Source organism: Curtobacterium sp. MMLR14_002, assembly GCF_001864975.1.
GTDB classification, from domain to species: Bacteria; Actinomycetota; Actinomycetes; order Actinomycetales; family Microbacteriaceae; genus Curtobacterium; species Curtobacterium flaccumfaciens.
The window spans coordinates 72245-94687 of record NZ_MJGT01000046.1; the positions used below are offsets into that span (position 1 = coordinate 72245).

General features: G+C 67.7%; 17 protein-coding genes. 11 read left to right on the forward strand and 6 right to left on the reverse strand.

Going from position 1 to position 22443, the window contains the following annotated elements; translation table 11 throughout:
- Positions 1–61 precede the first annotated feature (61 nt).
- Positions 62–1345, reverse strand: a complete 1284-nt coding sequence (locus BIU91_RS04325) for a SpoIIE family protein phosphatase (protein ID WP_071404366.1) — start codon at positions 1343–1345, stop codon at positions 62–64.
- A 488-nt stretch (positions 1346–1833) separates the two neighbouring features.
- Positions 1834–2556: a CPBP family intramembrane glutamic endopeptidase gene (locus BIU91_RS04330; RefSeq protein WP_171907775.1), complete on the reverse strand. Its 723-nt coding sequence runs from the start codon at positions 2554–2556 to the stop codon at positions 1834–1836.
- Positions 2557–2668: 112 nt separating this feature from the next.
- Between BIU91_RS04330 and BIU91_RS18090 the strand changes: the two genes are divergently transcribed.
- The 6 genes from BIU91_RS18090 to BIU91_RS18095 all read left to right on the forward strand — a co-directional run bounded on the left by BIU91_RS18090 (position 2669) and on the right by BIU91_RS18095 (position 9684).
- Positions 2669–3205, forward strand: a complete 537-nt coding sequence (locus tag BIU91_RS18090) for a serine acetyltransferase (RefSeq protein ID WP_084740569.1) — start codon at positions 2669–2671, stop codon at positions 3203–3205.
- A gap of 153 nt (positions 3206–3358) precedes the next feature.
- Entirely contained in the window at positions 3359–4795 is a 1437-nt protein-coding gene (locus BIU91_RS04335) for a polysaccharide biosynthesis tyrosine autokinase (protein ID WP_071404368.1), read from the forward strand.
- A gap of 82 nt (positions 4796–4877) precedes the next feature.
- Positions 4878–5762, forward strand: a complete 885-nt coding sequence (locus tag BIU91_RS18415; protein WP_139196582.1) for a hypothetical protein — start codon at positions 4878–4880, stop codon at positions 5760–5762.
- On the forward strand, positions 5756–7225 hold the full coding sequence (locus BIU91_RS04345; RefSeq protein WP_253183685.1) for a sugar transferase: 1470 nt from the start codon (positions 5756–5758) through the stop codon (positions 7223–7225). The genes BIU91_RS18415 and BIU91_RS04345 overlap by 7 nt, the downstream gene beginning before the upstream one ends.
- 38 nt (positions 7226–7263) lie before the next feature.
- Entirely contained in the window at positions 7264–8544 is a 1281-nt protein-coding gene (locus BIU91_RS04350; RefSeq protein ID WP_071404370.1) for a hypothetical protein, read from the forward strand.
- Positions 8545–9684 (forward strand): glycosyltransferase, encoded by a 1140-nt coding sequence (locus BIU91_RS18095; protein ID WP_084740572.1) that lies wholly within the window; start codon positions 8545–8547, stop codon positions 9682–9684.
- A 5-nt stretch (positions 9685–9689) separates the two neighbouring features.
- Here the strand turns inward: BIU91_RS18095 and BIU91_RS18100 are convergent, their stop codons facing one another.
- Genes BIU91_RS18100 through BIU91_RS04365 form a run of 3 tightly spaced genes read right to left on the reverse strand, consistent with a single transcriptional unit; the run spans position 9690 to position 12482 of the window.
- Positions 9690–10370 carry an acyltransferase gene (locus BIU91_RS18100; protein WP_084740576.1) on the reverse strand — a complete coding sequence of 227 codons (681 nt, stop codon included), beginning with the start codon at positions 10368–10370 and terminating at the stop codon, positions 9690–9692.
- Position 10371: 1 nt separating this feature from the next.
- Positions 10372–11529, reverse strand: coding sequence for a lipopolysaccharide biosynthesis protein (locus tag BIU91_RS18420; RefSeq protein WP_139196583.1), 1158 nt, complete (start codon positions 11527–11529; stop codon positions 10372–10374).
- A 35-nt stretch (positions 11530–11564) separates the two neighbouring features.
- Positions 11565–12482 carry a glycosyltransferase family 2 protein gene (locus BIU91_RS04365; protein WP_139196584.1) on the reverse strand — a complete coding sequence of 306 codons (918 nt, stop codon included), beginning with the start codon at positions 12480–12482 and terminating at the stop codon, positions 11565–11567.
- 95 nt (positions 12483–12577) lie between these two features.
- Between BIU91_RS04365 and BIU91_RS04370 the strand changes: the two genes are divergently transcribed.
- Together BIU91_RS04370 and BIU91_RS04375 are read left to right on the forward strand one after the other, a co-directional pair.
- Entirely contained in the window at positions 12578–14392 is a 1815-nt protein-coding gene (locus BIU91_RS04370; protein WP_071404374.1) for a DUF4012 domain-containing protein, read from the forward strand.
- Between the two features lie 86 nt (positions 14393–14478).
- Positions 14479–15030 (forward strand): hypothetical protein, encoded by a 552-nt coding sequence (locus BIU91_RS04375; RefSeq protein WP_071404375.1) that lies wholly within the window; start codon positions 14479–14481, stop codon positions 15028–15030.
- 69 nt (positions 15031–15099) lie between these two features.
- On the opposite strand, the gene BIU91_RS04380 is transcribed toward BIU91_RS04375, so the two are convergent.
- Positions 15100–15564 (reverse strand): VanZ family protein, encoded by a 465-nt coding sequence (locus tag BIU91_RS04380; RefSeq protein WP_084740580.1) that lies wholly within the window; start codon positions 15562–15564, stop codon positions 15100–15102.
- 259 nt (positions 15565–15823) lie between these two features.
- On the opposite strand from BIU91_RS04380, the gene BIU91_RS04385 reads away from it, so the two are divergent.
- The 3 genes from BIU91_RS04385 to BIU91_RS04395 all read left to right on the forward strand — a co-directional run bounded on the left by BIU91_RS04385 (position 15824) and on the right by BIU91_RS04395 (position 22411).
- Positions 15824–16153 (forward strand): hypothetical protein, encoded by a 330-nt coding sequence (locus BIU91_RS04385; RefSeq protein ID WP_071248415.1) that lies wholly within the window; start codon positions 15824–15826, stop codon positions 16151–16153.
- A 101-nt stretch (positions 16154–16254) separates the two neighbouring features.
- Positions 16255–16584, forward strand: a complete 330-nt coding sequence (locus BIU91_RS04390; protein WP_253183686.1) for a hypothetical protein — start codon at positions 16255–16257, stop codon at positions 16582–16584.
- 298 nt (positions 16585–16882) lie between these two features.
- Positions 16883–22411, forward strand: a complete 5529-nt coding sequence (locus BIU91_RS04395; protein WP_139196585.1) for an Ig-like domain-containing protein — start codon at positions 16883–16885, stop codon at positions 22409–22411.
- Positions 22412–22443 lie beyond the last annotated feature (32 nt).

Consider the following 22443-nt stretch of genomic DNA (forward strand, 5'->3'; position numbering starts at 1 on the left):
ACCATTCTCTGCGAGACGGACGTGCGTTGGGCACCGGGCGCCGTGCGCTCGTTCCGCGCCGTCAGTCCGCGTGCATCGCGAGCGGTCGCTCGGTGTCCACCTCGACCGGCTGCCGGCGGATCGCGATCACCGTGACGTCGTCGTCGTGCGGCACCTCGTCGGCTCGGGCCGACAGCGCGAGGACGACCGCGTGCGGGTCGCGGCCGGCGCGGGCGATCGCGGCGACGGACTCGATCGTGTCGTCCAGGTCGTCGTACAGGTCGAGCACACCGTCGCTGAACGAGACGAGCAGGTCTCCCGGTTCGAGGGTGCCGTCGGTCGTCGCCCACTCCTCGCGGATGCCGAGCCCGAGCGGCATGTCGCCGGAGCGCAGCCGGTCGACGTGTCCGTCGGCGCGCAGGACGAAGCTCAGTCCGTGACCGGCGTCGGCCCACTGGAGGGTGCCGTCGTCGGAGATCCGGGCGTGGAACAGCGTGGTGAAGGCGAGATCGGGTCCGACGCCCTCGGCGGTCAGCCCGTCGGAGGCCCGCTTGAGTGCCTCGCCGGGGTCCTCGACGGTCCGGGCGCTGCGCAGGGTCGCGCGAACGGCGGCCGCGATCAGCCCCGCGCCCACGCCCTTGCCCATGACGTCACCGAGGCTCACCGCCACGCCGGTCGGCGTCGGGTACCAGTCGAAGAAGTCCCCACCAACGCTCCGGGCCGGCAGGCAGGCACCGGCGACGACGACGTCCTCGGTGATGCGGCCGGTCGTCGTCGGAAGCAGGGATCGCTGCACCGCCGCTGCCCGGTCGATCTCGGCGCGGACCTTGCCCTCACGTGCCTCGGCCGACCGCAGGTTCAGGCGCGAGCGACGGGAGAGCTCGTGCACGACGACGGCGACGGTGCCGAACACGATGACCACGGCACCGACGCGGACGAGTTCACTCGGCCCGGGCGGGTCGGTCGGGGTCAGCACGTACGGGGCGAGCATCACGACCAGCAGACCGAGGACCGCGAACCCCACGGTCCGACGCCCCTCGAGCGATGCCCACCAGATCACCGGCAGCACCACGAGGGCCGTGAACACCGAGGCACCCGCACCCGTCCCGGTGCGCAGCAGCGCGATCGTCAGGAAGTCGACGGTCAGCAGGATCGGCACCACCCAGGCGGCGCGGCGCAGGAGCGTGGGGATCGCGCTCATCAGCGTCGCGACCACCACGCCGACGACGCTCGCGACGAACAGGTGGTGCTGGGTGATCGGCAGCGACGGCATCACGACGCTCAGGAACGCCGACAGCGCCAACAGGCCGCTGATCGGAGCCTGACGGACGAGAGGGTTGTCGACGATGCTGGTTGGGCGAGTCATGCTCAGTGCAGGCTAGTGGGTTCGTCTCATCGCTGCCCGCTGGGAGCGGCGCCTGCGCGTTCGCCGACTACGGTCGAGGGATGGTGAACGGCGAGCGCAGCGGCGGTCCTTCGGTTGCCCGTCGGCGGCTGGCCCAGCTCGGCTGGCTCGCAGTGGCCTTCGCCGCGGCGCTCGGTGCGCTCTCCCTGGTCGGACGGTGGCTCCCGGTGGAGCCCCTGGCGTTCATCACGCTCGGAGTCCTCGCCGCGGTCCTCTGGACCAGGCCGGACCCGGGGCAGATCCGTGACGGCTGGCAGACCGTGGTCTTCCTCGTGCTGATGACCCTCGGCATCGGGCTGTTGTTCGGCGGGATCCTGTCGGGCTCCGATCAGACGGGTGTGCGCGTCGGTGGCTCGATCCTCGGGGCGCTCCTCATCGCCGGGGCGTACGCGACGGCGATCGTGGTGATCCAGCGTCGGCGACGAAGGGCTTCGGCCGTCGACGGGGCGTCAGCGCGGCCAGGTGAGCGCGACGGCGACCGAGTTGAACAGGACGTGCGCCAGGATCGCTCCGCCGATGCGATCGGTCATCGCGACGAGCGTGCCGGTGAGCAGCCCCAACACGAACGTCGTCAGGAAGACCTCGAAACCCGCGACTGACGATGCCGGGCTCCCGATCAACACGTGCATCACGGCGAAGGCCAACGCGGTGACCACGACGGCGAGGAAGCGTGTCCGCGGGGTCAACTCGGCTGCCAGGCGACGCTGCAGCAGCCCTCGGAACACGAACTCCTCGAGCACCGGACTCACCAGGCACACCCCGATCGCCGAGACCACGAGCAGCACCATGTCTGGCGTTCCGAGAGTCACCTGCGGGGTCAGTCCCGTCGCTCCGAAGAACGCGATCGACAGCGCAGCATCGAGGCCTCGACAGATGATCACGATGCCGACCGCGGCGATCACCTCCGCCCAGCCCAGGCCGAGTCGGCGGACGAGCGCGGCGGGGGATGACCGCCGGACGGTCCATCCAACGGCGAGCCCGAGCGGCACCCAGACGGCCAGGTCAGCCAGGAGCACCTGCACGATCGGGGTCGGAACACCCCCAGTCCGGGCGACGCTCGCGACCACCCGGGAGAGCACGGCTGAGACCACGAGCGCGAGGACGACGACCTGGATGTCCCGAACGGCTGGGGACGGGCGCGTGGCCACCGGTGCGTCCTGTTCGGGGTGCATGTCGACACCGTACGGGACTGCGCGCAGCGAACTGACGAGGAGGAAACGTTTCCCCGGCATTAGATTCTTCATGACACTGTTCGGAAGACCGAGACACAGGTAAGGGTCGAAGATGGCGCGAGGCACGCAGATCGATCTCCCGATCACCAAATGGTTGCTTCAGGACTGGAGCGTCAACGCATGGAACGCAAGGTTCGTGCTGGTGAACTTTCGCCTTGCGCAATACCTGTACGCGCGAGCGGGCGTGTTTGGCCGGCTGTGGGCAGTCTTCTACCGACTGCACACGTCCCTGGTGCTCTCAGTTGAGCTCCCTCCCGAGCTCGCAGTGGGACGGAGACTGCGCGTCTTTCACCCACACGGAATCGTCATTCACGCAGATGCGGTGCTCGGTTCTGATTGCCTCCTGCGCCACAACGTGACCATCGGGGCCATCACGAGACGAAATGGGCAATCGACGGGGGCCCCCGTGATCGGAAACGGCGTGGAGTTCGGCGCGAACTGTGTCGTTGTGGGTGAGACAACGGTCGGTGACAACGCCCGGATCGCCGCGCTGGCGCTCGTGACTTCGGATGTGCCTGGCGGGGCCACTGCAGCAGGCAACCCTGCGATGGTCAGGGAACGCGTCGACTCCAAGCCAACTTCCTCGTAGGCGCGCACGCCGAGCACCTGGGTTGTATCAGCAAGTTGCGCGACCTGGGCGTCGCAACTATGTGGCACTATTTCCATGCCGAACGTCGGGACGATCCCGTTCGACCTGTGACAGGGACTGCAGGACTCGGCGACATTCGGGGAAGGATGCCGCGTGGAGCTACGCGACTACATCGCGGTCTTGCGCAAGGGATGGGTCTTCATCCTGGTGCTGGCACTGGTCGGGGTGGCCGCCGCCGCGGGATTCTCGCTGCTCAAGCAGCCGGTCTACTCGGCCTCCGCCCAGGTCTTCGTCTCGACGCAGACCAGCGGCAGCGCCAGCGACCTGGCGCAGGGCAACACCTTCACGCAGCAGCGCGTCCTGACCTACTCGAACCTCGTCGAGACGCCGATCGTGCTGCTCCCGGTGATCTCAAGCCTCAAGCTCGACATGACGTCGGACGAACTCGCCGAGATCGTCACCTCCGACGCCCCGCTGAACACGACGCTCATCTCGATCACCGTGAATGACACGAGCGCGAAGCAGGCCGCCGACATCGCGAACGCGACCTCGGAGAGCCTCACCAACGTCGTGCAGAACATCGAGGCCACCGACGCCGAGGGCACGAGCACCGTCAAGCTCACCCGCGTCAAGGAAGCCCAGGTTCCGAACTCACCGGTGAGCCCGAACGTGCCCGTCAACGTCGTCCTCGGTCTGCTCGTCGGCCTCGCGCTGGGGGTCGGTGTCGCGGTGCTGCGGGAGACGCTCGACAACCGGGTCCGCACGGAGTCCGACGTCGAGAAGATCAGCGACAAGCCCGTCGTCGGCGGGATCGCGTACGACAACAAGGCGTCGGAGCGACCGCTTATCGTGCAGGTCGACCCGCGCAGTCCCCGGGCCGAGTCCTTCCGTACCCTCCGCACCAATCTGCAGTTCCTCGACCTCGGCACCGGTTCCCGCACCTTCGTGATGACCTCGTCGGTGCAGTCGGAGGGCAAGAGCACCACCGTCGCGAACCTCGCCATCGCGCTGGACAGTGCCGGCTTCCGGGTGATCCTCATCGACGCCGACCTGCGACGCCCGAAGGTCGCCACCTACATGGACCTCGAGGGCAACGCTGGCCTGACCGACGTGCTCATCGGACGCGCGACCGTCGAAGACGTCGCCGTGCCGTGGGGCCGCGGCAACCTCGTCGTCCTGCCCGCCGGTCAGATCCCCCCGAACCCTTCCGAATTGCTCGGCTCTCGCGCAATGCAGGACCTCATCGCGGGCCTGGAGCAACAGTTCGATTACGTCCTCTTCGACGCGCCGCCGCTGCTCCCCGTCACCGACGCCGCGATCCTGGCGAAGAAGGCCTCCGGCGCGATCGTCGCCGTCGCTTCCGGTCACACGCACAAGGGGCAGCTCGCCGGCGCGGTCAGCGCGCTCGAGAACGTCGGCGCTCCGATCGCTGGTTTCGTCATGACGATGATGCCGACCAAGGGTCCGGGCGCGTACGGCTACGGCCGCTACGGCTATGCGTACGGCTACGGCCTGCAGGACGACGACACCCCCATGCCGAAGCCCCCGAAACGCGGTCGTATCGGCGCATTCCGTGGAGCCGAGCGTTGACGGTGGTCGCCGCGTGAGAGCCCGCCGAGGATCCCGAAGCCTCGGCAGCGTCTTCTCGCGCCGCACGCTCGTCTGGGTCGCCGTGATCGTCGTGGTCCTGGTGATCGTCGACGTGCTGCTCGTCGCCCTGGCGCTGGCACGTACTGCGCCAGCCTCCAACGGGACCCCCGGCCCGGTGCCGACGTTCTCCAGCACGCCTCGACCGTCTGCTTCGAGCACGGCGAAACCATCCGCGTCCGCCACGTCGGATCCCGCCGGGATGGCCACGTCCGGCCGCCGTCTGCTGTCCGCAGTAGACAGCCAGGAGGCATGGCGTGCCTCGAGCGGCACGTGTGGCGGCACCGATGGGGTGCTGCAGCGGACCACAGACGGTGGAACTACGTGGACTCCGGTCAATCTCGGGGTTGGTTCCGGGGCAGTGCTAGCGCTCCGCGCAGGCACGAGGAGCGTCTCCGTCGTCGTCGGGACCGGTGACGACTGCGGGACCGCTGTGCGCACCTCCGACGACGGCGGTGCGACCTGGAAGTCCGGAGTTGCGGGTGATGCCGGCGCTGGCATCGCGCCCGCTGGGGTCCTCCTGTCGACCGGCACCGTCGACTCCCCGTGCGCTGACCCGACCGAGGCGTACCAGGGTGAGTTCACCACGGCGATCGTCTGCAAAGACGCGGTGAAGTGGCGGTCAGCTGCTGGCGAATGGGTGGGCGTCCCCGTCATCGGGGTGCGGTCACTGGCGGACGACGGGGACTCATACATGCTCGCTCGCGTCGGAGCATCGGAGTGCCCTGGTGTCGAGATCCGGTCCATGGCCGCAGTCGCCGTGACGCCGGCCACGACGAGCACCGTCGTCGGATGTGTGGCCGACGCAGAAACCGGCGGAGCCATCGCGCTGGCTCGTGCGGGCACTGAGGTCTGGCTCTGGGCTGGCGACGATGTGTTCATATCGAAGGACGACGGCGCAACGTGGTGACCCTCACCAGCCGCCAAACCACCGCTGCCGTGCCGTGGGCGAAGAGCTACGCCCGACGTCTCGTGATCTTCGACGTGCTCGTGCTTGTCTGGGTGGTCTTCGGCGTGCAGATCGCATGGTTCGGGCTCGACAGCGCGGGCGTCGCGGTCAGCGGCAGTGTCGCCGACCTCGCGATCGGCTACACGGCGGTCTCTGTCGCCATCATCACCGCGTGGCTGATCGTCCTCGCGCTCTACGACACACGAGACCATCGGTACATCGGCACAGGCTCGGCCGAGTATCGCAGGATCGTCGACGCCTCGATCCGACTCTTTGCCTTCGTGGCGATCATCGCCTACGTCTTCAAGATCGATCTGGCTCGTGGCTACATCTTCATCGCGTTCCCACTCGGCACGCTCGTCCTAATGTTCAGCCGATGGATTTGGCGGCAGTGGCTGAACGCGCAGCGTCAGGGCGGTCGCTACTCCGCGCGGGTGCTACTCGTCGGATCGACGGCGAGCGTTGCGCATCTCGCCGGTGAGCTCGCGCGGCATCCCGAGGAGGGCTATCGCGTCATCGCTGCTTGCGTGCCGGACGGCACCATCGGAGAGCCCGTCATCGGGACCGGGATCCCCATCGTTGGCCGGATTCCAGACGCTCTCGCTGCGCTGAACGCCAGCGGCGCCGACACGGTCGCCGTGACGAGTTCGGAGGAGATGGGTGCGCAGGCCGTTCGAGAGCTGAGTTGGGGACTGGAAGGTGGTCGGCAGCACCTCATCGTGGCGCCCAGCCTCACGCAGATCAACGGCCCCCGCATCCACACTCGACCGGTTGCTGGCCTGCCGCTGATCCACGTCGAGATGCCGCGGTACGAGGGCGCGACGCACTTCATGAAGCGCGGGTTCGACCTCCTCGGGTCCACCGCGCTCATCGTCGTACTTTCGCCGGTTCTCGTCATTCTCGCGCTCACCGTCAAGCTCACGAGCCCGGGCCCGGTTCTGTACAGGCAGGAACGCATTGGCCAAAACGGCAAGTCCTTCCACATGCTGAAGTTCAGGTCGATGCGAATAAACGCCGATGACGAGTTGGCAGCACTTCTCGCTCAGCAAGGAACTTCGGACAAGCCGCTCTTCAAGATCGAGAACGATCCTCGTGTCACATCGATCGGACACTTCCTGCGCAAGCACTCGCTCGACGAGTTCCCGCAACTGTTCAATGTGTTCTTCGGAACGATGAGCTTGGTCGGCCCCCGTCCACAGCGCGAGGGCGAAGTGGCGCTGTATGACGACGCTGCTCGCCGACGGCTCCTGCTCAAGCCCGGTATGAGCGGGCTCTGGCAAGTCGGCGGACGTTCTTCGCTGGGCTGGGAAGACGCAATCCGCCTAGACCTGTACTACGTGGAGAACTGGTCGATGACCGGTGACCTGGTCATCCTTTGGAAGACTGTCAGAGCGGTGCTTTCCCCTGGAAGCGACGCGCATTGACGGCGCTGGTTCGAGACGTGAAGACACCGTCGCCCGGGATGACCACCGGTTCCTTCATCGTGTTGGCTGGCCTTCTCTGGCTCACGGCGGGACCGCGCGTCGACATCATGGAGTTCGCTGGTTCGTCGGTTCGCATCGAAGACGCGCTACTTGCGCTCGCGCTCGTTGCGGTCGTCGCGCAGTGGAAAACGGTACGGCCACTCATCAACGGACGTACCGGGATTGCTCTTGTCACGATGATCTCCATTGCTACGGCAGGCATCGCCGCAGTACTGGGAACAGTTCACCTCGCCCCTGCTCTCCTCTACGCGGTCCGTCCCTTCGAGTACTGGGCCATTTTCCCCGTTGCACTTGCGTTGTTGGACACGGGCGGACGACGGGCCGAAACCGCGCTGGTTCGTGTGCTCGCGCTAACGACCATTGCGCACTCCGCCGTTGCCACTGCGCAATTCCTCTTTGGCTTCAACATCGGATTCTCGGCGTTCTCCCTCGAACGGGGTGCTGGCCTCACGAACGGTCCCTACGAGCTCGGCGCGATCATGGCGATGTTGATCTGTTTCTGGCTAGCGGAGGGGCGGATGGTGCTCGCCGCCGTGGCGGCAGGCGGGCTGCTCATGTCGCTCTCGAGAATCTCGATCATCGGCGCGATGTGTGGTTTGGCAGCGATGGCTATCGCGATGCTGATCCGGAAGTCGCCGGCAACCGACCTTCGGAAGCGAACGCTGCGTCCCGGATCGGTGATCACAGCCACTGTCGCTATCGTCGCCATCCTGCTGGCGTTTCCCCTGCTCTCAACGAAGGTGATTCAACCCGCGATCGATCGGACGCAGTCGACGTCGATCTCGGCGTCCTGGGAGGCCGGGCGCCAGCTCGCTGCAATCACGCCCCGCTCTGCCGACAGCGACCAGTACGCAGCGACGGCGTACGAAGCGATCGGGGACACGGTTCTGGACAACGTGACGAGCGGCGATGCCAGCAACGAGGTGCGGTTCTATAGATGGAACCTCCTGCTCAACGAGATAACCCGTTCGTCGGAACGAGTGTTCCTCGGCCTTGGTCCGTCCTTCGCCGGCCCCTCTGTGGACGGCGCGTACTTACGGATCGTCGCCGAATCCGGCCTCGTAGGAGCCATCGTCTGGATGGCGATGTTTGGTCGCTGGATCCGTCGCGCGCCCGCGTGGTTCGTCGGCGCGGCTGTGAGTTTGTTCGTCGGCGGTGTGTTCATCGATATCTTCTACGCCGAACGTCCGATGGTGTTCCTCTGGCTGCTTCTCGCCTTGGCCGTCCATCGCGGCTCTACCCGAAAGACTGCGGACTAGATGACTCGACCACTCGTTGACTTCGTTGTACGTGACGACAGTGAATCCAAGGGTGGCGGCGATCTCACCCAGGTGGAGATGTACCGCGAATTCTTGGTCCGCTCGGGCTGGGACGTCCGAGTCGTTCCGTTCTCACCGTCGATGAATCTTCGGCCAGAGGCCCTCGTTCACCTGGTGAACGTCGACCGCCCGTTCGATGCTCTTGTCACCATTCGGTCAGCTGGACCCCGACCGGTCTTTGTTTCGGCCATTCACCACTCCTTGCCGGCCGTCCGGCGAATGCGTAAGGCCGAGCGTGGACTGGGACTGAGGTCAATCGTCGGTCGTTTCCTCGGTGAGGGCTCCCGCGAGTATCTTGCATTCGTTGTCCGTAGCCTTCGGCGCTCGCGCCGCTTTGTAGATGTTTCCCGGACACTGACGTCGGCGCTTCAGCTCCTCCCCGCTGTACTCAGCTGTTGGAGCAGACTCGGTGAGGCGTTGGATCGAGTCGAGGTCGTCTTCCTCCTTGCCGCTGGTGAAGGAGAGGACCTGCAGGCGGACACTGGCTGGCGTGGCCTGAACGCGGTCCTAGCCCCGAACGGTGGGCCGCCGAAGTCGGCTGTTGTCGTTGATTGGAGCAATCGAGACGATGCGATTCTCGTGGTAGGTCGCGTCGAACCACGCAAACGGCAGCTCGAGGTCGTTCGAGCCGCAGCAGCTCTCGGGAGTCGGGTCAAAGTGGTCGGTCCGCTGATCAATCCGGACTCGCAGTTTGGCCAGGAGTTCCGGTCGCTGGTTGCGGGAGCCGCGAATGTGGAATGGACAGGACCGATGAGTCACGATGATGTTCTTCGTGAGATCGACGCCGCGAAGGTGCTGTTGAACGCGTCGTGGGTTGAGGTACAGAGCCTCGTCGAACTCGAGGCCGCAGCACGGGGTGCATGGGTCGTTGCGAGTATGGGGGCAGGTAATTCGGCCGAATACCTCGGGCCTGTCTTCCGAGGCGTCGAGGGCGACGACGTCGACCGTATGTTGAGGGTGGCAACTGAGCTCATTCGCAGCGGTCACGGTCCCGAGCGGCTCGACTACGGTTGGGATTGGGCAAAGACCACCGCAGTTATCGAGTCGCGATACGTCCAGCACTCGTCGAAACTCAAGTAGTCGAGCTACTCGCCGATCGGTCGTGCCGGAACCCCCGCCAAGCGAGCCCCGGCGGGAAAACTCCTGGTGACGACAGCGCCAGCTCCCACCGTGCTGCCCTCGCCGAGTTCGACGCCATCGAGAATCGTGACACCGTGCCCGATCCAGGAGCCGCGGCCGATCCGCACGCCGGACCGCACGACTTCAGTCCCACTCGGTCGTCCCGAGCCATCCGTCGCGTGGTTCTCCGACACCACCGTGAAGTTCGCCCCGATTTGGCAGGCTGCCTCGATGCGAACAGGGCCGCCGACACCAATGGTCGCTCCAGGACCGATGTAGGTTCCCTTGCCGATAGTGAGGCCGACGCCTGGGTTCGAGGGGTGCGATGAACACTGGATCCAGGCGTTCTCGCGAATAGTAACGCGAGCGGCAAGCCGGACACCTTCCACCGAGTAGGCCTGAATCGTGCTGTTCGCCCCGATCGAAGCGCCACGGCCGAGGAACAGTTTCCTGCGGTACGAGATCGAGACCGACCGGCCGATGAAGATGGGCAGCCGGACAGAGCCGAACAGCGGTGCGTTGGCGAGACCCCGGACGGCGGAGGCGGCGCCCTTCCGTAGGTACCAACCAACCAGGACGGGAGTCGACACGCGGCTTGCGAGGTCGCTGTTGGATGGTCGGATTGCATCGATCAGCCTTCTGATCACGTCAGGTCCTTTCTTCGGGAAGCTCGGGTTTCTTGCGCACGAGCCCGCAAGCGAGAATCACCAGCCCCAGTAGGTATCCGACTCCCATCGGCGCCGGAAGCCATCGAAGGTCAGACGCGACCTGGGAAACGATCACTGACGCGGCGGCCGTGGTGACGAACACTGCGGTTGAACTCAGCAGTGCGAGTACTCCGAGTTGCCGGCTCGCGGCGCGGGCGGTGAAGAGCACATGTGCTCCGCCAACGAATCCGACAGCAGCCATCAGCCCGAACACGTCTGCTGCCGGCTGATATGCCGAACCGAACAGCGGCGGGACAAGGATCGTCCCGAGGATGCCGCCCAAGAGCGCTGTCATGCCGAGCGACAGGAGTGTGAACAGGGCGGACCGCGCAAACTGCTGCTCGGAACGCACGAAACGGCCTTCGATCACAACCGTTGCAAAGATGAGGAGCGTGACTGCAAGCTTGGCTACGGCGTAGTACCCAAGTTCGTTCTGGGGAAGGGTCGCACCGTAGACGATCACATCGATGTTGCTCACAAGCATCGGCATGATGCCGACAGGGGCGTACCGCCAGAGCTGACGGTTGTATTTTCGACGAACTGCGCGAAGATCGCGGGGTGCGTGGGCGCGTCGGCGGCGGGAAACAATCCCTCGCAGCACCTCCGCAACTGCCGTTGCAGCAGACACGCTGAGTACTGTCATGGCGTTCGCGGCAACGAGGACGAGGTTCGCAACGAACTCCCAGAGCGCAGGAACTCCTGTTGTCAATGCGACACGAAGTGCCTGACGTTCGTACTGCGCTCGTGCAAGCTGCAGTTGCACAAACAGGTGCAGTGGCCCCGCTGCGAGGATCGCGGCGATGAGGATCGATGTCGGTATCGAATGCTGGAACAGGCTGATCACGAGGAGGGGGGCTCCCACGGCTCCAGCTGCGATCCATGCTGAGATCGCTGCTCCTGGGCCGAGCAAAGGCGAATCCGATTGGCCGGCCCCTCGCATCGCGTAATAAGCGTGTCGCCCGCCGAGCGCTCCCGCGGCGCTGATAATCGTGAACGCGGATTGGAAGAAGGCGAACTCGCCGCGTCCATCTGGGCTCAACTCTCGTGCGCGCAACGGCGCGAGCAGGATCGGAAGCAGTCCGACGGCGATGGTGGCCACCGGAAGGTACCGCTGCCAGCGTGGCAGCGACTCCGTCAACGGAGGCGCCTAGCGCTGCGCTTGTGAGCAAGCGTCGAACGGAGCCGCGAGTAGTTGAAGCGGATCTCGATCGCCGCATCGATAACGATCTGCTCGAAGAGGTTCCGTCGAAGGTTCTTGCGGTAGTAGGTCCGCAACGCATTGTGGAAAGCACGGTCAGATGCTCGCGAGCGCGGGAAGCCGCTCGAAGCCCCCTTGACATGTATCGAGGCCTTGGTCTCGACCATGAGCACGGCTTGCCCATCGCGCGCAGCGTCCAGGCAGAGTTGGAGGTCTTCTCCGTACATCCAGTAATCGAGATCGAAGACCGTCGTGTGGCTCGAGCGGAAGTTCTGCGAGAGCATCATCAACGCCCCAGTGGTCGCTTCGACGCGGGTTGTCACCGTTCCGTCCGCGAGAACGGGGCCGCTACTCAACTTGTCTCGCTGCACTGCGTTGTACCGCGCCCTCGCTGGCATGAGCTTCCCGAGCACCGCGTACATCGATGCTCCACGCAGAGTTGGAAGCCGACGTCGTGACGCCGTGTCTTCGGTTCCGTCGAGGTTGTGCAGCGGCGCCGTCGCGATCGCCACTCCGGGCAACCGGGCCGCCTCAAGGAGGAGTTGGACCGTGCCCGGGGCGAGCTCCACGTCCGGGTTGACGCAGAGCAAGTTTCCGGCGGTCGAGATGGACAGCCGGGCTGTTTCGTAGCCGCCAGCGAATCCACTATTGCTCGAGGGCACGATGACCGCTGGCAGATCGACCGCTCGGAGCGCATCCCGAGCAACCTCGATCGTCCGATCGGACGATCCGTTGTCCACCAGCACGACCTCGTCGATGCTCTCCGCGTTCGCGGCAAGCGACTGAACCATCCCTCGGATCGTGGCTTCGTTGTTGAACATGACGGAGAGCGCCACGGACTTCGGTTGAGACATCACTCTGACGGAATCCTCGGGTCGTTCGTACAGACGTTCAGCCCTCTCCCGCAATCACGCCCGGTTCGGTGCTGACGCCATCCTAAGATGAGTCCATGTCGGACGAACCCGAGTCTCGACGCGCTGCTCGACTCTGGGGCTCCCGTCCCCGGTGGTTCTTGTGGGGCGTCCTCTTCCTCGTCTTGCTCGTGATCGCCTCGATCGCGTGGGTGGCCATCCGGGGGATGCTCGCGAAGCAGGACCTCGAAGAGGCGGTCGCCCATGTTTCGACGCTCCGGTCCCAGCTCGAGCAGGGCGACTCTGAGGCAGCGCAACGGACGGCTGCGAAACTGGAATCGAGCGCCGCGGATGCGCGATCGAAGACGAGCGATCCGGTGTGGGCGGCTTTCGAGCACGCCCCGCTCGTAGGCGGGAACCTCCGCGCCGTCCGACAGATAGCTGTGGTGGTCGACGATGTCGCCAGCGACGCCGTCCGACCTGTCGCAGGGGTCCTCGGGGACGTAGACGTCGACGCTTTCAAGCCGGAAGCCGGGAAGATCAACCTCCAGCCGTTGGTGGCGGCGCAGCCGGCCGTCGCGAAGGCTACGGCAACGCTCAGGGCGGCCACGCGTTCCGCGGGTGAGATCGACACCAGCAACACGGTGTCAGCCGTGTCGCACGCGGTGAACAAACTCCGGTCATCCCTGTCGTCTGCGTCCGCGCAGGCCGACTCGGCTAACAGGGTCGTGCGGCTCGCACCGTCGATGCTCGGCGCGGGCGGCACGAAACAATACCTCGTGATGTTTCAGAACAACGCGGAGCTGCGTGCCGGTGGAGGGATCCCCGGAGCCGTTGCGCTGCTGGACATCCGGGACGGTGCGATCTCGCTCGGGCAGCAGGCGTCGACGTCCGACTTCCCGCAGGCCGACAAACCAGTACTGCCACTGAGCACGGAGACGCAGGGCTTGTACGGCTCGATCACCGGGGAGTTCATCCAGGACGTCACGTTGACGCCACGATTCGACACCTCGGCGAAGCTGGCGCGGGAGATGTGGAAGCGGCAGTTCGGGCAGCGGGTCGACGGCGTACTGTCGATCGACCCCGTGACGCTCGGCTACATCCTGAAGGCGACCGGACCGGTCGACCTGCCGACGGGGGACCGGCTGACCTCGGACAATGCGGTACAGCTGCTGCTCAGTGACGCGTACGCGAAGTACCCTGATCCTGCGGTGCAGGACCTGTTCTTCGCTTCAGCAGCCAGCGCGGTGTTCACGAAGGTGTCCGCGGGCGGCTTTGACCCCAAGCAGTTCATCGCGGCGCTGACGACAGGTGTCGACGAGGGACGGGTCAAGCTCTGGAGCGCCGACAAGAACGAGCAGTCGGAGCTCGTCGGGACCGCCATCGCGGGTGGGCTGCCGATCAGCGACTCGAGCTCGCAGCAGTTCGGTGTCTACCTGAACGACGCGACCGGGGCGAAGATGGACTACTACCTCGAGAAGACCGTCTCCGTTGGTAGTCAAGTGTGCCGGAAGGATGGCCGGCCGACGTGGACCATCGAGGTCACCTTGAAGAACACGGCACCCGCTGATGCCGCGACGAACCTGCCCGACTACGTGACAGGTGCCGGTGCGTTCGGCGTTGCACGCGGCGCTGTGCGGACAAACGTTGCCGTCTACGCCCCCTCTTCGGGGGTCTACGTCACCTCGTCTCAGGATGAGCGACCTGCGTCGCCACAGACTGCGATGGACGGAAAGCACCCCGTTGCGCAGTTCGAAACGCTGCTCTCACCAGGAAAAAGCACAAAAATCCGCGTCGAGTGGCTCGGGCCGTCCGGGCAGGGCCGCACTCCGGTCGACGCGGTGTCGACGCCGGGTGTTCACCGCTCTGTTACACAACCGCTGGTCACGAGCTGTGAATCCCCGGTAGATTGAGCGAACTTCGCAATCGCGCCTGCAAGTAACTGGGGCTGGTCGCACTTTCATCCGCGCGAAGCCATCAGCATCTAGGGGACTCCTCCATGAAGAAGATCATCGCTGCAGTCGTTCTGGCTGCTGCCGCGTTCGTCGCCATCCCGACCGCCGCCAACGCCGCGGGCTACGTGCCTGCCTCGAACGTCAGCGTCTCCGGCCCGGCCGTCGCCGGTGGTACCGCGGTCGTCGGCTTCGCCGCAGGCTCGTTCGCGCCGAACGAGACCGTCACGGTCTCGGTCACCGGTGCGGGCGCCGTCACGCTGGGCGCGCTGCCCATCACGACGGTCTCGAAGACCTACACGGCTTCGTCCAACGGTGCCGCCTCGGTCTCGGTCACGCTGCCGCAGGGCGCTTCGGGCACCTACTCGCTCACCGCGACCGGCGCCACCTCGGGCAACGTCGCCACCTCGGCCCTGACGGTCGTCCCGGCTGACGGTGCCGCTGCTGTGCCGGCCGCCGGTGCCGGCGACGGAACCCTCGCCTTCACCGGCTCCACGATCTCGATGCTCGCCATCTGGGTCGCCGGCGGCGCAGTCGTCCTCGGTGGTGGCCTCCTGCTGGTCCGCGGCTCGGTCCGCCGCCAGCGCGAGTCCGTCTGAGTCTCGACACACTGAACGAAGCCCCCGGAGCATCTGCTCCGGGGGCTTCTTCGTGTCCGGAGATCGTACTCAGCGACGCCGAGCTGCACGGCTGAGCAGCAGCACACCCACCACGGCCCCCAGGAGTGCCCCCACGCCGTTGGCGACGACGTCGTCGATGGTCGCGGTGCGGGCGGGCAGGAACAGTGCCTGACCGGTCTCGATGCACGTGCTGACGACGAGCCCCGCGGCGATGGCGGCCCACCACCAGCGCGCACCGGCGAGCAGCACCACGAGCAGGCCGAGCGGCACGAAGTAGACCACGTTCGCCAGGGACTCCACGGTGGCGTAGTCGATGCGCTCGGGCAGACCGTGACGGTGCGCGGCTGCGAGGACACGGGTGAGCCACGGGGCCCCTGCGGCGTCGACGGGGGAGCCCCAGAACCCGACGAGCGCCAGGGCGACGCCGTAGGCGATCGCCAGCCCCGTCGCGAACCGACGGCTGCGCCAGGTGGCCGGAGCGCGGTCGTCGACGCGGGGCTTGTCGGAGGTCACGTGCCGACGCTAGCGAGTCGCGCCTCCAGGCAGGTGTCCGCACCATCTCGTCCCCCGATCCCGGCGATCCGGAAAACGAGTACCCCGATCCTGGCGCTGTACCCCGGAAGTGCGACGCACCTGCCCGGAAATCCGGGGCTGCCCGATGGACGGCATTGACGAAACCCGTGAATCGACGGGCCTGGCTGGCGATCCCCTCGGCACTTCTCGTAGCGTTCTGGTGTCAGCAGATGTACCCCGGATCGTGAAGGAGAGCGACATGAGCATCACCGTGAACAACGCGACGCAGGCCGAGGTCACCCTCGACACCGACACCGTGGACACCATCGCGATCCTCGAGGCCGATGCAGCGCTCTCCTCGCGCCCCAAGCGCGCCAAGGTCACCTGGGTGCAGGAAGACCAGGGCGAGTGGATCGCCGGCTACGGCGGGTACTTCGGCGGCAGCGTCGACAAGCGCGACGACCGCTACGTGGCCTCCGACACCTTCGGGCTCGTCGTGGGCGAGTTCTCCTCCCTCGAAGAGGCACAGACCAAGCTCGAGGACCAGCTGCACGTCATGCTCCCGCCGGTCATCCGGCCGGTCGAGTGACGACGACGGACACCAGCTCCACCGGCGTCGATCGCGACGCCCGCACCACCCGGAACCACCGGCACCACCCAGTACGCAGCACAGCACGAAGGAGCATGACCATGAGCACGACCGTCGCCCACCGCCAGCAGGCCGAGGTGACCCTGGACACCCAGACGATCGAGGTCATCGCCGAGATCGAGGCCCAGGTCGTGGCTCCCGTGCAGGCAGCCCCCGTCCGCATCTCGTGGGCCCAGGCCGACACCGGCCTGTGGGTCGCGAACTACGGCGGCTACTACGGCGGCACCGTCGACCGTCAGGGCAACCACTTCTTCGTCTCCGACACCTTCGGTGAGTACGTCGGGGACTTCCGCTCGCTCGACGAGGCGAAGGCGCGCCTGTCCGAGCGCCTGCACGTGCTGCTGCCGGACGTGATCCGTCCGACCGCGTGATCCACTGCTGATCGCTCGCTGATCCTCGAACCCCCGCCGGCCTGCCGGCGGGGGTTCTTCCGTGCGCCCGGGGCGCGAACGGCTCGCAACGGCGGACCGAGACGTGCCGGACCGCCGCGTACCCCCTGAACGAGTGGTCCCCCCTATTGGGGACCCGGATTGTCCCCATCCGAACACGAGGAACTGCCAGGATCAACCTGGCGCCAACGACCGTTCTCCCTGATCCTCCGGTCGGTCTCGGTGCCCGCATCGTCTCGACCCGAAAGTGATCATGCAGCGTACGAACCCGGGCACCGCTGTGCCCAGAAGCCATCCCGGCCTGCGCGCCGTCGCCATGCTCGGCGCCGCGCTCCTCGCCGGCGTCGGTCTGACCCAGGCCGTCGTGGCCGACCCCGCCGCCGCAGCCGGCGCGCTGGCCTGCGACCAGAACACGCTGTACGGCATCAACACCGCCGCGAACCAGCTCGCCGCCATCGACGCCACCACCGGTGCCGTCACGAACGTCACGAGCATGGCGCCGGGCGACAACGCCCTCGCGGTCGCCCGCAACGGTGTCGCCGCGTACGCGTCGATCAACAACGGCAACACGATCACCGGGTACGACGCGGTGAACGATGCCCGGATTGCCGACGTGACCGCCGCGGACCCGAACGGCAGCCACCAGCTGCTCCGTGGTGCGATCAACCCGGCGACCGGCATCTACTACTACGCGAGCGGCGCGAACCCCGCGTACCTCGGTGCGTACGACACGAAGACCGGCGCGAAGATCGGCCAGGTCGGCACCATCGGCAACCTGCTCACCAACAAGAACGGTGACATGGCGTTCAGCACCCGCGGGCTGCTGTTCGTCGTCACCGGCAACGAGATCCGTCGCGTCGATACCGAGACGGTCCCGACGACCGCGGGCACCACAGCTCTGACCACCTCGAAGGTCGCGACCCTGCCGATCGACGCGAGCACGAGCGGTAGCCCCGGCATCGCGTTCTCGTCCGACGGCTACCTGTTCGCCTCGGTCGGCTCCACGATGTACAAGATCGATCCGGGTTCGGGCGCGCAGGTCAGCACGTTCACGATCGCGAACGGCTACGCACCGAGCGACCTGGCGTCCTGCAACTACGCCAACACCCTGGCGGCGCAGTCGAGCGTCGACCAGCGGTGGAGTCCGTCCGACCAGTTCGGTCTGGCGGTGACCGGGGGCGGCGTCTCGACCGGCAACACGGCCACCACCAACGGCACGGCCGCCGGCACGCAGCCCCAGAAGGCGGGCGCGGTCCTGTCGACCCCGAACAAGACCTACACCGCCCGCCAGACGGCGGTGGGGACCACCGACCCGTCGAACTACACGACCACGTGGAAGGCCGTGAACCTGAACAGCGACGCGGTCGTCGCCAGCGGCACCGGCACGACGGGGACCTTCACGTTCCCGGCAGCCACCACCGCGGACGGCACGGACGTCCTGGTCACCTTCACGAACACGCTGAAGGCCACGCACGTCACCACCAGCAGCGACACCGCCACGACCCCCACGGGCACGGTGCTGTCGGTGCCGGCTGCCTCGGGTGTGCTCGCGAACGACCAGGGGACCGGCCTGTCCGTGGTCTCGAACACCACGCCGGCGCACGGCACCGCCACGGTCGCGGCCGACGGCTCGTACACGTACACCCCGGCCGGCGGGTTCTCCGGCTCGGACACGTTCCAGTACACGGCGAAGGACTCCTCCGGGCAGACCTCGACCAGCACCGTGACCGTCACCGTCGCACCGAAGGGCTCCGACGACGCGTACAGCGTGCACGCGGGCACCGTGCTCACGGTGAACGCCGCGGACGGCGTGCTGGCGAACGACCGGGGGTCGGACCTGACCCTCACCGGTCACGGTCAGCCGTCGCACGGTCTGGTGAAGATCGGCCCCGACGGGTCGTTCTCCTACGGCGCCGACAAGGGGTACTCCGGCCCGGACGCGTTCACGTACACCGCGAAGGACGGCTCCGGCGCGACCGTCACCGCGACGGTGCGGCTCACCGTGCTGCCGACCGCGACGGCCGATGCTGCCACCGCGACGGCCGGGTCGACGACGACCGGCAACGTGCTCGACAACGACCTGGGCACCGGCCTGACGGTCACGGGCAACAGCACCCCCGCGCACGGTTCGGCGACGGTGCGTCCGGACGGCTCGTACTCGTACACCCCGGCAGCCGGGTTCTCCGGCACTGACTCCTTCGCGTACACGGTGACCGACGGCAGCGGCGGGACCGACACCGTCACCGTCACCGTGCAGGTCGCCCCGGCCGCGCAGGACGACACCGTCAAGGTCGCCGCGGGGGTAACGGCCACGGCCGACACCCGTGCGACCGGCGTGCTCGGCAACGACTCCGGCACCGGGCTCACCGTGGCGTCGAACACGTCCCCCTCGCACGGTGCGCTGACACTCGACAAGGCCACCGGCACGTTCACGTACACGCCGGCCGAGGGGTACTCCGGCCCCGACGCGTTCACGTACACGGCGGTCGACGGCTCCGGCTCGCCGAGCACCGCGACCGTCACCATCACGGTCAACCCGACCATCGGCGCCGACACCGCGTCGACGGACTCCGGCACCCCGGTGACGATCGACGTGCAGGCGAACGACCGTGGCTCGGACCTCGAGACCACGATCGTCACCGGTCCGTCCCACGGCACGGCCGTCGTCGCAGCGGACGGCTCGGTTGAGTACACGCCGACCGTCGGAGCGTCCGGCACCGACTCGTTCACCTACACGGTGACCGACGGCAGCGGTGTCACCACCGGTGCGGCGACCGTCACGATCACCGTGCGGCCCGTCGCGACCGCCGACACGGTGTCGACCCGGGCCGATCAGGCGCTGACCCTCGACGCCGCCGCCCTGACCGGCAACGACCGGGGCACGGGGCTGATCGTGACCGACGTGACCGCAGGCGGGGCCGCCGGCGGCGCCGGCAACAGCACCGGCGAGACCGGCACAGGCACCGGCACCGGCGAGACCGGCACAGGCACCGGCACCGGCGAGACCGGCGCCGCCCGCGGCACCGTCACGCTCGACCGAGCCACCGGCCGCGTCGTCTACACCCCGGCCGACGGCTTCTCGGGCACGGACACCTTCACCTACACGGTGGTCGACGGAGCAGGCCGCTCCACGACCGGCACGGTCACCGTCGTCGTCGGCCCCCGCGCCACGGCCGACACCGCCACCGCCACGGCCGGCTCGACGCTGACCGTCGCGAAGGGCGACGGCGTGCTCGCGAACGACCGGGGCACCGGCCTGACCGCGGCCGTCGACCAGCAGCCCGCACACGGCACGGTCGAGCTCGCCGCGAACGGCTCGTACACGTACACGCCGAAGGACGGCTTCTCGGGGACGGACACCTTCACCTACACGGCGACGGACCCCGCCGGTCGCACCACCACCGGCACCGTGACGGTCACGGTCCGCCCCGGCACGGAGCTCGACACCGTCACCGTCGCGGCGGGAGGCAGCACCACAGTCACCTCCGGCGCCCTGACGGGCAACGACCACGGCACCGGCCTGACCGTCGTGTCCGTCACCGACGGGGAGAACGGCACCGCGACCCGCAACGACGACGGCACGATCACGTACACGCCGAAGGACGGCTTCTCCGGCACGGACACCGTCACCTACACGGTGACGGACCCGTCGGGCGCCACGAACACCGGCACCGTGACGGTCACCGTCACCCCGGTCGCCGGTGGCGGGTCGACCTCGGCCGAGGCCGACGCCACCACCACCGTGCCGGCCGGCACCGGACTGCTCGACGGTGCGAAGGGCACCGACCTGGCGGTCACCGACCACACCAAGCCCTCGCACGGTGACGTGACGGTCGACGAGGACGGCTCGTACACGTACAAGCCCGAGCCGGGCTACTCCGGCCCGGACGGGTTCGACTACACGGTCACCGACGGCTCCGGCGGGACGACCACGGGCACCGTGACGATCGTCGTCGCCCCGAAGGCCGCCGCGGACACCGCGACGACGAGCGCCGCGACCCCCGTCGACGTCGCCGTCACCGGCAACGACTCGGGCACGAAGCTCGCCGTCACCGCGGTCTCGAAGCCCGGCCACGGCACCGCGACGATCACCGGCAGCACGACGGCAGGCGGAACCGGCGGCGGCGCAACCGGCCCGACCGGTGCCAGCTCGGTGACGTACACGCCCGCCGAGGGGTTCTCCGGCACGGATACGTTCACCTACACGGTGACCGACCCGACCGGCGGCACCGCGACGGCGACCGTCACCGTGACCGTCACGCCGACCGCGGTCGCCGACGCCCTGCGCACCGCGGCCAACACCGCGCTGCCGATCAGCGGCGCGACCCTGACCGGCAACGACCGCGGCACCGGCCTCGCCGTCACGGCGCACGGCCGCGCCGAGCACGGCACCGTGACCGAGGGAACCGAGCCCGGCTCGCTGGTCTACACCCCGGCGAAGGGCTTCTCCGGCGCGGACACGTTCGAGTACACGGTGACCGACGGCGCCGGACGGACCTCGACCGCGACGGTCACGGTCGTCGTCGGCGTCGCTGCGGTCGACCACTGGCACACCATGTCGACCAACCGCAGCATGCGCATGACCGCCGACAAGGGCGTGCTGGTCGGTGACTCCGGTCGTGGGCTCTGGGCCGCCATGGAGACGAAGCCGTTCAACGGAAAGCTGTCGCTCGAGAAGGACGGCTCGTACGTCTACACGCCCACGTCGAACTGGTCCGGCCGTGACTGGTTCACCTACTCGGCCAACGACGCCGACGGCACCGCGGCGTTCGCGCGCGTCGTCATCGACGTCGCCCCGGCCGCGAAGGACGACAAGGCCACGACCACGGCCGGCAAGACGGTCCGGGTCGCCGGCCACGGCGTGCTCGGCAACGACCACGGTGACGCCCTGACGGTCGTCGCGGTGGGTCAGGCCCGTCACGGCAGGGCCTCCATCGCCGCCGACGGGACGTTCGTCTACACCCCGGCGAAGGGCTTCTCGGGCACCGACACCGTCACGTACCGTGCGCAGGACTCGATGCAGCAGCAGGTCGACGCCACCGTCACGATCACGGTCGGCATCGCCGCGGCGGACGACTCCGGGCACACCGTGTCCGGCACCCCCGTCACCCGCGACGCCCGCCACGGCCTGCTCGCCGACGACCAGGGCGCCGGCCTCACCGCCGCCCCGGCCCGGAAGCCCGCCCACGGCACCGTCACGATCCAGCGGAACGGCGCGTACGTCTACACCCCGGCCGCCGGCTTCACCGGCACGGACGCCTTCACCTACACGGTGACGGACGCCTCGGGGCAGACGGCCACCGCCACCGCGACCATGACCGTGGTCGCCGCGGCGGTCGCCACCGACGACTCCGCCACCGGGATCGTCGGACACCGGGCCGTCGTGGATCCGCTCGACAACGACTCCGCCACCGGCGGCGCCACGTTCGAGCCCGGCACGCTGCACCTGCTGCACCCGGAGTCCGGCACACCGACCGACCGGGTGGTCATCGCCGACCAGGGCACGTGGACGATCCGAGACGGCCGGGTCGTCTTCACCCCGCAGGAAGGCTTCACCGGAACCACCTTCGTCGGTTACGAGGTCACCGACAGCGCGGGACAGACGGTCAGCGCGACCGTCACGGTTCGGTTCCCGACCGGGCTCGCCGCGATCGTCCACGGCACCGAGCTCGCCTTCACGGGCGCGACCGGGCTGGTCGGCATCGGGCTCGCGGCACTCGCGCTCATGCTGGCGGGCGTGCTCCTGGTGACCCGACGGCGGAACGCGGTCCGCGTCGCGCCGGGCATCCGCCGCAGCGCACGTCCGTAACAGGGCACCGGACTGGAGGCCCGGATCACCGC